The organism is Bacillus sp. FSL M8-0071, from assembly GCF_037975455.1.
In the GTDB taxonomy this organism is placed as follows: domain Bacteria; phylum Bacillota; class Bacilli; order Bacillales; family Bacillaceae; genus Bacillus; species Bacillus subtilis.
The window spans coordinates 301,930-314,616 of record NZ_CP150256.1 but is presented as its reverse complement, the minus strand read 5'-3'; the positions used below and the strand labels follow the sequence as shown (position 1 = coordinate 314,616).

Annotated in this window: 12 protein-coding genes; 1 reads left to right on the top strand and 11 read right to left on the bottom strand. The window is 45.4% G+C overall.

The window, feature by feature from the left end; genetic code table 11:
* Window positions 1–218: 218 nt before the first annotated feature.
* From niaP to MKX71_RS01670, 7 genes are all read right to left on the bottom strand, one after another.
* Window positions 219–1,421, bottom strand: coding sequence for a niacin permease NiaP (niaP, locus tag MKX71_RS01700; RefSeq protein WP_029317214.1), 1,203 nt, complete (start codon window positions 1,419–1,421; stop codon window positions 219–221).
* Between the two features lie 121 nt (window positions 1,422–1,542).
* A complete protein-coding gene (locus MKX71_RS01695; RefSeq protein WP_003234715.1) occupies window positions 1,543–2,634 on the bottom strand; it encodes a toxic anion resistance protein in 1,092 nt (363 codons plus the stop codon).
* Window positions 2,635–2,649: 15 nt separating this feature from the next.
* Entirely contained in the window at window positions 2,650–4,263 is a 1,614-nt protein-coding gene (locus tag MKX71_RS01690; protein ID WP_213380069.1) for a YceG family protein, read from the bottom strand.
* 84 nt (window positions 4,264–4,347) lie between these two features.
* Window positions 4,348–5,121 carry a TerC family protein gene (locus tag MKX71_RS01685; RefSeq protein WP_003246458.1) on the bottom strand — a complete coding sequence of 258 codons (774 nt, stop codon included), beginning with the start codon at window positions 5,119–5,121 and terminating at the stop codon, window positions 4,348–4,350.
* A gap of 50 nt (window positions 5,122–5,171) precedes the next feature.
* Window positions 5,172–5,750 (bottom strand): TerD family protein, encoded by a 579-nt coding sequence (locus tag MKX71_RS01680; RefSeq protein WP_339231667.1) that lies wholly within the window; start codon window positions 5,748–5,750, stop codon window positions 5,172–5,174.
* Between the two features lie 34 nt (window positions 5,751–5,784).
* Window positions 5,785–6,366 carry a TerD family protein gene (locus tag MKX71_RS01675; protein ID WP_003234723.1) on the bottom strand — a complete coding sequence of 194 codons (582 nt, stop codon included), beginning with the start codon at window positions 6,364–6,366 and terminating at the stop codon, window positions 5,785–5,787.
* 21 nt (window positions 6,367–6,387) lie between these two features.
* Window positions 6,388–6,987 (bottom strand): TerD family protein, encoded by a 600-nt coding sequence (locus MKX71_RS01670; protein WP_029317217.1) that lies wholly within the window; start codon window positions 6,985–6,987, stop codon window positions 6,388–6,390.
* A gap of 283 nt (window positions 6,988–7,270) precedes the next feature.
* Here MKX71_RS01670 and MKX71_RS01665 point away from each other — a divergent pair, with 283 nt between their 5' ends.
* The gene (locus tag MKX71_RS01665) at window positions 7,271–8,266 is read left to right on the top strand and encodes an LLM class flavin-dependent oxidoreductase (RefSeq protein ID WP_339231665.1); all 996 of its coding nucleotides are present in this window, start codon (window positions 7,271–7,273) and stop codon (window positions 8,264–8,266) included.
* A 37-nt stretch (window positions 8,267–8,303) separates the two neighbouring features.
* Here the strand turns inward: MKX71_RS01665 and znuB are convergent, their stop codons facing one another.
* The 4 genes from znuB to MKX71_RS01645 form a co-directional block, all read right to left on the bottom strand.
* On the bottom strand, window positions 8,304–9,146 hold the full coding sequence (gene znuB, locus MKX71_RS01660; protein WP_003246340.1) for a zinc ABC transporter permease ZnuB: 843 nt from the start codon (window positions 9,144–9,146) through the stop codon (window positions 8,304–8,306).
* Window positions 9,104–9,799 carry a zinc ABC transporter ATP-binding protein ZnuC gene (znuC, locus tag MKX71_RS01655; protein ID WP_003234730.1) on the bottom strand — a complete coding sequence of 232 codons (696 nt, stop codon included), beginning with the start codon at window positions 9,797–9,799 and terminating at the stop codon, window positions 9,104–9,106. Before znuC ends, znuB begins: the two co-directional genes overlap by 43 nt.
* Before the next feature lie 55 nt (window positions 9,800–9,854).
* Window positions 9,855–10,814: a metal ABC transporter substrate-binding protein gene (locus tag MKX71_RS01650; protein ID WP_086343416.1), complete on the bottom strand. Its 960-nt coding sequence runs from the start codon at window positions 10,812–10,814 to the stop codon at window positions 9,855–9,857.
* Between the two features lie 187 nt (window positions 10,815–11,001).
* Window positions 11,002–12,687, bottom strand: coding sequence for an alpha-glucosidase (locus MKX71_RS01645; protein WP_339231664.1), 1,686 nt, complete (start codon window positions 12,685–12,687; stop codon window positions 11,002–11,004).

Here is a 12,687-nt window from a genome sequence, read left to right as displayed (position 1 = left end):
TGACAAAATCTTTTCAGCGTGATTGAAAACCCTTGAAGTCTAGGAAGGACGAGCATAGGAGCGGACATTCACAGGATGTGATGACGACGGCGTTTAGGCAGGACGCCTGAGAATTTAGCCGTTGATCCACTTCGCATTGAGCACCGAAGCGCAGTCCTGACAACGAATGCGAGGGTTTGTCGACACGCTGAAAGCACCTCTTTTAAGAGGTGCTTTTCCTATTCTAGCTCAGTTTGTTTCGTTTCTTTCCCCATAATCAAAATACAAGCAACCGCGAGTAAGATTGCAATGCAAAAGATTGAAAAGATGACCGAAAACGAAATATGACGGGCTGCCAGAGTTCCGACGAGCAAAGGCCCGAAGATGCCGCCGATTCTTCCAAACGCTGCTGTCGTTCCTGAACCTGTTGCCCGAATCGCAGTCGGGTATTGCTCCGGGGTATAAGCATACAGCACGCCCCACGCACCGAGATTGAAAAACGATAACAGCATGCCAGCCGTAAGCAGAAGACTTAAGGAATCCGCTGTTCCGAAGAAATAGGCGCTTCCTGCTGTGCCAATCAAGTAAATGACAAGTATCCACTTCCGGCCCGCTTTTTCAATCAGCCATGCGGCAGAGAAATAGCCAGGTAGCTGAGCAAGCGTCATCAGCAGGACATATTCAAAGCTTTGAATCATGCTGAAGCCTTTCAGCAGCATGACACTCGGGAGCCATAGGAACATGCCGTAATAAGAAAACACCACACAGAACCAAACGAGCGACAGCATCACGGTCGGCCGTATATACTGTCTTGCCCAGACGCTTTTTACATTCTCCCACACCGACCTCTTTTTGGCAGAAAGCGATTCATATTTCGGCGAATCAGGCAGACTCGTCCGCAGGTACAGCGCATAAAAAGCAGTCAGCGCAGTTAACAGAAGTGCAGCCTGCCAGCCGAAGCTTGGTATCACAAAGTAAGAAATCAAGGCCGCTGCGAGCCAGCCCACGGCCCAAAAGCTTTCCAAAAGCACAATCACTCTGCCCCGCTTTTCAGGCACAACCGCTTCCGAAACGAGTGTTGAAGCGACTGGAAGCTCGCCGCCAAGTCCCATACCAATCACGAAACGAAGGATTAGAAATGCCGATAAACTTGTCACAAAAGCGGAAATGCCGCTTCCGATGGAAAAGCATAAAAGGGTGATGATAAACACTTTTTTGCGGCCGATTCGATCAGCAAGCAAACCAAACAAAAACGCACCCGCAGCCATGCCGATGGAATTGACGCTTCCGATCCATTTCATTTCTTCGGGCGACAGATTCCACTCTACATGGAGCGCGGCGATAATAAACGATAATATTCCGACATCCATTGCATCAAACAGCCACCCCAAACCGGCGACGCCCAGCAGTTTACGCTGGGATATAGGCTGTTGTTTTCCCATTGCCAACACCTCTGATATGCAAAATGATTACCGTTTAAGTTTACACCTGTCTTTACACATTGTCATTAACTAAATGATGTAATTGAAATACCCCGCTTATGTTCCACAAGCGGGGTTTTTATTATTGCTGCAATGCTGCTTTTTTAATATTATCCTGAAGCTGTGCAATTCGTCTCGCGCCGTCTTCGCGGAGGCGTTTGTTTTCTTCTTCGATTTGTTTTGTTTCCTGCATGCCGCTGACAATCGTGTTCCAAGACGATTCGATCGTTTCAATATCTATGCTCGGCCTGCCGGCCATTCTGGCAATTTCAACACTTTGGCTCGAGATGTTTTCAGCATTTCGTTTCAGCATCTCGTTTGTCCGGCGGTCAAGCTCGCTCATGGAATCAGCCACAAGCTTTTGCCGCTTTACCGTAACAGCCTGAATAATGCCGTTTTTGAAAATCGGAATGGTAATGATAAACGCGGAGTTGATTTTCCCGATCAGCTTTGCATTTCCTCGCTGCAGGAGACGGATTTGAGGTGCAGTTTGAAGCGCCACCATCCGTGCCATGTCCAGATCATACACCCGTTCCTCAAGCGCCTGAATGCCGTTGCGCAACGTATCGAGCTGCATTTGCGCCAGCTGGTTCCCGCTTGCCGCTTTTTCCTCATATGAAGGAAGGATCGACTGCATCTCTTCCAGTTTCATCTGCCCGGCAACGACATATTTTTCAAGCTCCATATAGTATTTGATATTGTTTTCATACATTTCATCGAGCGTGTAGTTCGTCTTCGTCATCTCATCTTTGTATTTAGAAATCTCAACGTGGATTTTTTCAATCTCTCCGCCAAGTGTCTGATACTTTTTAAAGATTTTTTCAATCATGCTGCCGCCGCGTTTGAAAATCTTCGCCATTAATCCCTTTGGCTCATCAAAATCATTTTTGTCGAAGCGGTCCATGATTTTCCCAAGCTGAGTCAGCATTGTGCCGGAGTCTGTCACGCTTGTTGTTTTCATCATCCCTAAGATGCGGTCAGAGAACTTGGATATTTCAACGGCCGGCTCCTTGCCGTACTCAAGCAGCTCCATTTGGTTTTTGACGTCAATTTGTTGAGCAAGCCGCTTCACTTCTGGTTCCTGACGGAGCTGAAGACGGATATCGTCAGCTTTTTGCTGGGAAATCTCTTCATTTTTATCGAGAACAAGCGGATTTTGATTTTCTGTTGTCATGCTTTTCTTCTCTCCTTATTTTTGGGTAATGGTTCTGAAGAGCCTTTTCACAAGCGAAGGCTCTTTGTAGTCCTGCTGAAACACCATGTCATCCAGCCAGTGGATATCATACTGATCCTCTTCAATAAACTGCTCAATATCTTGGTGTCCGGGCGGATTATAAATGATGATATCGATTCCGATTTCATTCAGGAACAGCAGGGCGGCAGCATCCGAACGCGTGAGTCCGCCGCTCATTTCCGTATGATATAAAACAAGTTTCGGAACGGTTTGCGCATAGTCGAACATTTGAATCAATTTCAGCAGATTAGCAGGCAGGTTTGTTGTTTGTTTAAACAAATAGATTTGAACATCCTTGACTTGTTCCTGATGCAAAGCCTTAAGCCGCGGGTGCCTGCACATTCTCGAAATCGTTTTGGCAATGGCAGTCTGAACGCCTGCCGGCAGCTGTTTGTACTGCCACACATTGCTTGCCATCAGCTTGTCCGGATCAATGTTCCCTTCTTGATCAAGTGCGTGGCTGTAGTGAAATTGATAGTTCGACTTTATTTCTTCTGTAAATGGAAAGCTTCTTACCATTTCTGTTTCCTGATAATCCGCTAGAGTATGAAGCCTGTTCCAATATTCCTTATTGTCTTTCGACACGCCCATAATTTTGGCGAATACATTCGGAATCTCAATGGAATTTTTATCTGCTTTGAAATTCGGCCGAATAAAGGCGCGTTCTTTCGTGATTAAAAACAATTCATCATAGGTCGTTTTCAGCGTAACGGACACCGGTGTGTGATCTCTGAACTGCCACGGCTTATACAGCATGGATTCCTCGTGATTCAGCACATGTTCAATTTCCTTTGTTGAGCGGTAAGCCACTGTTGATTTCCGGTCTGGTTTTTCTTTCGGAAACGGCTGAAGCTCCGAAACATCCGGGAGCTTTTCCGTAAAACTGAGATCCTGCTTCGGGTCGACAAGCGCCAGCTGATCGGTTCCCGCCGGATGGAACAGTAGTACATCACAGCCGACTAGCATCAGATAATATAAGAAATAGAGCTGGCTTTTCGTCGCATCTCCATACCAAACAACCTTCGGCATCTCCCGCTCTATATCGGTTTTTTCCAGCCAAGGGTTCAGATGGTTTAAGGAAAACTTCGAGACATCAAGCAGCACTCTGCGAAAATCAGGATGATTCAGCCCCTTTTCATGACTGTCCGCAAAGGTATGTAAAAGCGTCATCAACGCTTTTCTTAAATGGCGGTGCATCAAGGGATTTGAGTGCTTCGCAATCAGCTTTTCCCCGTCCAGAAAGGCAACAAAGCGGCTGACTGACAGCCCTTTTTCTTTCTGATTGATGGAATGAATATGCTGAAGCTTTTGAAATGTTTCCGGTTCGATTGTTTTATCAAGCGTTTCACTCAAAATCGTTATGCGGTCGTTTACAGACAGCTCATACAGCTCGTTATAGTAGTCCGTCTCATCAATAGGCGTGCCCAATATCTGACCGGCAAGACGAGAAAAAGAAAGGCCTTGTGCAGTTTCATAGTGATCCCGCTCCGGCAATGGCTGAAACAGCAGGCTTTTCCAATCGCCATCAGCCGGAAGTGCTTTATGAATGGTTAGTTCTTCTTGTCTCATCATATCCTCCTTTCCGGTTTGTCATTGAAACGATATTTCGGTAACAAAAAAGGAAGGACATTGAACCTCCCTCCTTGTTTTGTTTTATTCTTCTTTTGAAGCGGCTGTTTGTTCGCGCACCTGCTTTTGTTTATTGATGTAGTGAATGATCAATGTTACCGCAAATGCAGCGATAATGATAATGAAGAATACAGAGTGCGGCATTTCGTAATGGAAAGCGCTCCCCGCCATTTTCAGCGCGATAATGCCGATTAAGACGAATGCTGTGTTTTCCAGCTCAGGAATTTTATCAATCAGCACAAGGAACACTTTTGCCACTGTACGCATCATTAAAATACCAAGCATACCGCCAATCAGAAGCACCCATACTTTTTCAGATACTGCAAACGCGGCCAGGATGCTGTCCACAGAGAAGGCAAGATCCATTAATTCTACTGAAATGACAGTCGCCCAGAAGATCCCGAACGTGCGGACCATCCAAGAGTTTTTCTTCATGCCGTCCGCTTCCTCTTCTTTTTCGCCTATCCAGAAGTGCTTAATGACGAGCCAAGCCAGGTAAAGCGCGCCAAGCACCTTGATCCACCAGAATTTAATGAGAAGCATACCGAGCCCGATGAAAATAAACCTGAAAATATAAGCTCCAAACAAACCATACGTTAACGCTTTTTTCCGCTGTTTTTCCGGCAGGTGTTTAACCATGACCGCAAGAACAAGCGCGTTATCGGCCGATAAAAGGCCTTCCAGAACAACAAGGGAACCGATCAAACCCCAGGAAACAGGATCAGTCAGAACTTCCCCCCACATTTTCCAATCGAAAAATGAAGCATACGTAGACAAAATATGATGTAAAAAGTCCAAGTTTTTTCCTCCTATAATTTGAAACGGTGACTTCTCTATTTGTCACTCGCTTACACTTGCAAACCGTAATTCCGGCACAATGCAGCCAGCCCGCCGGAAAATCCGCTGCCGATTGCATTGAATTTCCACTCGCCGCCGTGTCTGTAAAGCTCACAAACGACAACAGCTGTTTCAATGGAGAAGTCTTCTCCCAAATCGAAGCGAAGAAGCTCATTCTGCGTTTCTTCATCCACAACGCGGACAAATGCATTGGAAACTTGTCCAAAGTTTTGGCTGCGTGCTTCAGCGTCGTGAATGGTCACTGTGATGCCGATTTTCTCAATGTGAGAAGGGATTTTTGAGAAATCAACGATAATCTGCTCATCATCTCCGTCGCCCTCACCCGTGCGGTTGTCACCCGTATGGATGACACCGCCGCTCGGATGTTCAAGGTTATTATAGAAGACGAAATCGAGATCATTTACGCAGTTATCATGCGCATCAACTAAAAAGGCCGAAGCATCCAGGTCAAAATCGTGTCCGCCGGAGTACTTGTTTGTATCCCAGCCTAAGCCGATCACCGCTTTAGTCAGTCCCGGATTTGTTTTTGTTAAATCAATGCGCTGTCCTTTTGATAATTGAATGGCCATACTGCCTCTCTCCTTTCTGCTCTTCGTATTTGTCTTAACCGACTTGCAAACCGTAGTCTGTTGCAATGCGGGCAAGGCCGCCTTGGTAGCCTGAGCCGATTGCTGAGAATTTCCACTCGCCGTTATGTCTGTAAAGCTCCCCTGCAATGATTGCCGTTTCAATAGAGAAATCTTCTGCAAGATCGTAACGGATGAGCTCTTCATTTGTTTCTTCATTTACGATGCGGACAAACGCGTTTGATACTTGTCCAAAGTTTTGGCTGCGCGCTTCTGCATCGTGAATGGTAATAACAAATGAGATTTTATCAATGTTTGCCGGTACAGCGCTGAGATTTACTTTTACATTCTCATCGTCGCCTTCGCCAGCACCAGTCAGGTTGTCGCCTGAATGAACGACTGAACCGTTGCCGCCTTCAAGCTGGTTGTAGAAAATAAAGTCGTTTGGTGACGCGCATTTGCCCGCGGCGTCTAACAGAAACACACTTGAGTCAAGATCAAAGTCGTGCCCGCCGTCATACTTGTTCGTATCCCAGCCTAAACCGACAACAACCTTTGAAAGACCCGGATTTGTTTTTGTTAAATCTACTTTTTGTCCTTTTGCCAATGAAATTGTCATGTTTCATCCACTCCTTTTCTTTTATACGTATCGACTGATAATATCTTCTAATCTCGTATCGTTTGTGCCTTCACCGACCGCCGCAAACTTCCACTCACTGCCGCTGCGGTAGATTTCTGCTGTAATCAGGCTTGTTCTGCCGGCGTAATTGTCTCTCAAATTGTACTTGAGCATTTCCTCGTGATTAGATTGATCAACTACGCGGATAAACGCATTTTGAATCATGCCGAAATCTTGTTTTCTTCTGACACAATCGTAAATGTTTACTACAAATACAAGCTTATCAATGTTTGCAGGCACTTTATCTAAATCTATCATAATTTGCTCGTCATCGCCCGCACCGTCACCCGTCAGGTTGTCGCCTGTATGCTGTACACCGCCGCAGCGGCTTTTCAGGTTGCCGAAATAAATCAGGTTTTTCTTATCGGTGAATTTTCCGTTTTCCAGCATCAGCACTGAAGCGTCACAGTCGATATTCGGACCGCCTCCGCCAAGCAGTTTGCTGAAGAATCCTCCGCCTGAGGACACTGGGTCCCAGCCGAGACCGACCATCAATTTTGACAGACCGGCTTTTCCTTTTGTTAAATCAATTCGTTGACCTTTTTCTAAAGAAATTGCCACACGATTCACTCCTACTCATCGAAATGTGAAGATAGTCACATTTATTTTTACGCTCACAAGGAAAATAAGCCGTAAATTACTAATATATACGTTTGTTATTATATCAAAGTTTCGTAAAAGTTAAGAATAATTGACGAAAAACCTCGAAAAAAAACTTCCATATTTGATATATGATTTGCAAATGCTATAAAGTGCGCTTCTTAAACAAACCATTTGACGCGGGCAAGTCATTTTGCCTATTCTTGTGTCACCATCTAAAAACAGACAGAAAGGAAGCGGCCTTTTGATTCATTTAAGCATACTTGATCAGGCACCTGTTTCTAAAGGAGAAAGCCCTGTGACAACTCTCCAGCATTCGGTTGAGCTTGCCCAATTAAGCGAACAGTGGGGCTATAAGCGTTATTGGTTTGCCGAGCATCACAGCACGAAAGGACTGGCAAGCACAGCGCCTGAAATCATGATCGCCCGCATCGCAGCACAGACAAACACCATTCGTGTCGGATCAGGCGGCGTGCTTCTGCCCCAATACAGCCCATTTAAAGTGGCTGAAACCTTTCGCCAGCTTGAGGCCCTGTATCCAAACCGGATTGACCTCGGCGTCGGCCGTTCACCCGGCGGCACGACAAAAACCAGGCTTGCATTAACGGACGGGGTGAAAAAAAGCTTAACCGAATTTAACAGACAGCTGCAGGATGTCTCTTATTTTCTAACAGATTCCCTTCCTCCCGACCATCCGTATGCCGGAATCAAAGCGGCGCCCCTTATTGACACGGCACCCGAGCTATGGGTGCTCGGTCTTGGTGAAAACAGCGCAAGACGCGCGGCGCACCAGGGGATTGGATATGTATTTGGGCATTTCATTAATCCCGAGCGAGGAGAAAATGCATTCCGCATCTACCGGGAAAGCTTTCGGCCCTCAGCCCATTTTTCGAATCCATCCGCACTGTTTACGATTTTTGTCATTTGCGCAAAAACAGATGAAGAGGCAGAAGAACTCGCATTAAGCCAGGATTTGTGGCTTCTTCGCGTCGGAAAAGGCTTGGACAGCCGCGTGCCAAGCATCGGGGAAGCGAAAGCCCATCCCTACACAGCGTCCGATAAAAAACTCATAGAAGAAAACAGAAAGCGGATGGTGATCGGTTCTCCAAGCACTGTCAAACAACAGCTGTTAGACCTCACAGGCCGCTATGAAACAAATGAAATCATGATTCTGTGCAATGTGTTTGATTTTGAGGCGAAAAAAGAATCTTATGAGCGCCTTGCCGGATTGTTTCTATAAAAAAAGCAGTTTTCCCTAGGGAAAACTGCTTTTCATGTTATCGGCTTCTTTTTTTGCGCTGAGCTTCTTTTTTGATAAACGTCCAAACTCCCTGAACTGCAAATCCGATTAATAGCAAAACGATCAATAGCAGGGTAATAGACGGACCTGGCGGCGTCCCGAGCTGATAGGATGATGTCAGTCCCGTAAATACGCTGAATAATGAAATGAGTATGGCTGTAATGAAAACCATGTTAAAGCCTTTTGCAATTCTGATGGCGAAGGCTGCCGGCAATACGAGCAGGGCCGATACAAGAAGGACCCCGATGATCGGAATAATGACTGAAATCGCAAGGCCTGTGACAATACTGAATGACAACGAGAGAACGTTTGTATTGATTCCCGATGTTTTGGCTGTTGCTTCATCAAACGTCAGCAGGTAGAGCGGCCTTCTCAGTACAATAAAATAAAGCAGGATCAGCAGTGTGATAATACTGATAATATAGACCTGCTGCTGGTTTACTGTCACAAGCGATCCAAATAGGTATTGATCGATGCTCATATTGGCTGTGCCTTTGGAAAGGCTGATTAAAAACATCGCGAAGGACAAACCAGCTGCCATTAAGATGGCAATGGACACTTCTGAATAAGTCCGATACGCCCGCCGCATGTATTCAATTCCGATCGCGCCGATGGTCACGACGACTATGCTTGCTGCGGTTATATTGGTGCTGAGAAAAAAGCCGATGGCAACACCTGACAATGAGATATGTGAAAGTGTGTCAGCCATTAAGGCCTGTCTTCTGAGAACGAGATACACTCCTAGTATCGGAGCCATGACGGCGATCATGCCGCCTGCTAGAAAAGCTCGTCGCATGAATTCCAAGTCAAACATTTCCATCCGCCTTTTTCTCCTCTCTCTAATCGAATCACTTTATCTAAAAATTGCTGTACTTCGTTTTGTTCGTGAGTAACCATCACAACTGTGCGGTTGTGATTTTTCACGAGATGATGCATAAATTCGTAAAATCCTTTTCTGCTGTCGTAATCAACAGCTGTCGTCGGTTCGTCCAGCATCAGCAGATCCGGGTTGCTGGCGAGCATTCTGGCGATACAGATTTTCTGTTTCTGTCCGCCTGATAAATCACCGATTTTACGATGGCGGAGGTCCCACATTTCCACCATTTTCAATGCTTTTTCTACTTCAAGATGATCTTCTTCATTTAAACGTTTAAACCATTTCCCTTTTGTATAGCGGCCTGACTGAACAAGCTCCAGCACCGTGCTCGGAAATCCGGCATTAAATGAAGAAATTTGCTGCGGGACGTACCCTATGGTCAGGCGTTTCCCTTCTGTATTCCTTTTACTGATCGTCACTGTGCCTTCCCACGGTTTCAGCATGCCGAGCATTACCTTTATGAGCGTCGATTTAGAGGCGCCGTTTGGTCCAGTGATGCCGACGAACTCACCGCTTTCAATATCAAGTGATACTTTATCTAAAACAGGCGTATGGGAATAGCCGAAAACGATATCTTTCAATGAGACGAGATTCATGTTAATCTTCCTTTCTCACAAAGAAATAGTGTGCACCCCTCCGGCGCACACTATCTTATGATTTAACCAATAGTGAATCTTTCAGGGCATCGAGGTTTTGTTTCATAATGTCGATATACCCTAAACCTTTATCCTGTTCTTCTTTGCTCAAGCCTTCCAGTGTATTCAGCACTTCTGTCTTCGCGCCGATTTCACTGGCGAGCGTATCTGCGACCTTTGAGGATGCAATTTCTTCAAAGTAAATAACTTTTACATTATGTTCTTTGGCATATGTTTTCAGCTTTGCCAAGCTGGCTGCGCTCGGTTCTTGGTCAGGTGAAAGCCCTGCAATCGGAACCTGCTTCAAGCCGTATTCTTTTGCCAGATAGCCAAAAGCTGTATGCTGCGTGATAAATTCTTTTTTCTCCGCTTTTTTTGCGGTTGTACGATATAGTTTATCAAGATCCTGCAGTTTTGCAATATATTCTTTACTATTTTTCTCATAGTATTCTTTGTTATCCGGGTCCTGCTTCACGATTTGCGCCGTAATATTTTTAACTTCCTTCTGTGCCAGAACAGGGCTAAGCCATACGTGAGGGTCCATTGCATGACTGTGCTCATGCTCCCCATGATCATGCTCTTCGTGTTCTTCTTCAGAGCCTTCCATTAAATCAATGCCTTTGCTTGCATTAACGAAAACGGCATGGCCTTGGCCCATGCTTTTTTCAGCTGACGGAACCCATGTCTCCATGTATTCACTATTATAAACGAACAAATCAGCATCCTGAATGTTGGCAATGTCTTTCGGCGTCGGTTCCCAATCATGCGGTTCAACGGAAGATGGGATTAACAGATCCACATCGCCTTTGTCTTTTACAATTTGTTTTGTGAATTCATACATCGGGTAGAACGTTGTGACAACGTGCAGTTTATCACCCTTTGAATCCGCCGACCCTTTTGTTGATGAGTTGCCGCATGCTGCAACTAATAAAAAGCACGCTGCAATCACAAACAAACCGCTCCATTTTTTAGACATATCGTATATCCCCTCTTTTTCAGTAACTTTAAATCAAAATGGTAACGATTTTGTAATCCTATATCATAATAAACCGAAGTCATTACGTTTTGCAAGAATAAATTTCATTTTCATTTATTCTTCCCGCCTGCAGAGCGGATATATGTACTAAAAAAACCCGGCTAAGAATGCCGGGCTACTTCAATCATTAGTTTGTTTTGTCCAGAAGATAGACCCTGCTCTCATAAGGCCGGAACACCATTTCGTCAGCAAGATCATTGTTGTTATAATTGCTGAGAAGCAGAGAGGCCTGAGCTTTGCCGCAGTTCTTAGGCCACTGAAAAACAGCTTGCTCTTTTGAAAAATTATTGACCGACAAAAGCTGCTGTTTACTGTTTTCTCTCATGTATACAAACAGCTGCGGATCGTCCGGAAGCAAAAGATCAAAGCTTCCTTTCATGAGGTCAGCGTACTGCTTTCTCAGGCTGATCAGCTTTTTGTAATAGATTAAGACCGAATCAGGGTCTCTCTGCGCTTCCTCCACATTGATTGCGGTGAAGTTCGGATTGACCTTCAGCCAAGGCGTGCCGTCAGTAAATCCGGCATTTTTGCCGCTGTTCCACTGCATCGGGGTCCGAGCGTGATCCCGGCTTTTGGCTAAGATCGATTTCATCACATCATTTGGATCATAGCCTTTTTCAAACACCCGTTTATGATACATATTGATCGTTTGGATATCTTTGTAGTCTTCAATCCGGGTGAACGGCGCGTTTGTCATCCCGATTTCTTCTCCCTGATAAATATACGGCGTGCCCTTCATAAAATAAAGTACGGCTGCCAGCATTTTCGCTGATGCTTTGCGGTATTCCCCATCGTCTCCGAATCTGGACACAATCCGGGGCTGGTCGTGGTTGCACCAAAACAATGTATTCCAGCCTTGATGTTCAAGCTTCTTTTGCCATTTTGTCAAAACCGATTTTAAATCAGAAAGCTCAAGGGGCTTCAAATCCCAATGTTCTTTTCCGGGCTGCTGATCAAGCTCCATATGCTGAAAGTGAAAAATCATATTCAGCTCATGCTTATCTGTTCCCGTATATTTCAGGCCTTCTTCCGGTGTGACACTGCCGACCTCTCCGACAGACATGACATCATATTGGGAAAACACTTCATCTGTCATTTCTTTTAAATAGTCATGGATTCGTTCGCCATTTGGCTGAAAGGGCTTCGGCTCTGCCTGCTGATTGATATAGTCCTCATACGAAGGAAGATATTCTTTCTTAGAAATGAGATGGAGCTGATCAATTCGCAAACCGTCGACCCCTTTATCGAGCCAAAATTTCATCATGTCATACACCGCCCGGCGAACTTCGGGATTTTCCCAGTTTAAATCAGCTTGTTTGACGGCATTCATATGGAGATAGTATTCTCCGGTGTGCTCTTCGTATTGCCAGACCGGGCATCCATAGTTTGAGAGCCAGTCCGTCGGCGGGCCGTTCTTTGTGCCGGGACGCCAATAATAATAGCTACGGTATTTGCTGTTTTTGTCCAGCTCCGCTTCTTTAAACCACGGATGCTCGACCGAGGTGTGATTTAACACAAAGTCCATCACCAGCTTTAATCCCCGCTGATGCACCTGGTCCAGCAGCTCGTGAAAATCGTCCATTGTTCCGTAAGAATCCATAATCGCCTTATGGTTTGTCACATCATACCCGTAATCAACATTCGGAGAAGGATAGATCGGGCAAATCCAAATCACATCTGCCCCCAGTTCCTTTATGTAGTCAAGACGGGAAATAATCCCCCGCAAATCCCCAATTCCGTCTCCATTGCTGTCCTGAAAGCTTCGCGGGTAAATTTGGTACACCACTGCATCCTTCCACCAGTCCGTTTTCAT

Excerpts from the sequence above, each read along its gene's own strand:
- niaP (WP_029317214.1), bottom strand. The coding sequence starts at position 1,421 with ATGGGAAAACAACAGCCTATATCCCAGCGTAAACTGCTGGGCGTCGCC.
- MKX71_RS01695 (WP_003234715.1), bottom strand. The coding sequence starts at position 2,634 with ATGACAACAGAAAATCAAAATCCGCTTGTTCTCGATAAAAATGAAGAG.
- MKX71_RS01690 (WP_213380069.1), bottom strand. The coding sequence starts at position 4,263 with ATGAGACAAGAAGAACTAACCATTCATAAAGCACTTCCGGCTGATGGC.
- MKX71_RS01680 (WP_339231667.1), bottom strand. The coding sequence starts at position 5,750 with ATGGCCATTCAATTATCAAAAGGACAGCGCATTGATTTAACAAAAACA.
- MKX71_RS01675 (WP_003234723.1), bottom strand. The coding sequence starts at position 6,366 with ATGACAATTTCATTGGCAAAAGGACAAAAAGTAGATTTAACAAAAACA.
- znuB (WP_003246340.1), bottom strand. The coding sequence starts at position 9,146 with ATGGAAATGTTTGACTTGGAATTCATGCGACGAGCTTTTCTAGCAGGC.
- znuC (WP_003234730.1), bottom strand. The coding sequence starts at position 9,799 with ATGAATCTCGTCTCATTGAAAGATATCGTTTTCGGCTATTCCCATACG.
- MKX71_RS01650 (WP_086343416.1), bottom strand. The coding sequence starts at position 10,814 with ATGTCTAAAAAATGGAGCGGTTTGTTTGTGATTGCAGCGTGCTTTTTA.
- MKX71_RS01645 (WP_339231664.1), bottom strand. The coding sequence starts at position 12,687 with ATGAAAACGGACTGGTGGAAGGATGCAGTGGTGTACCAAATTTACCCG.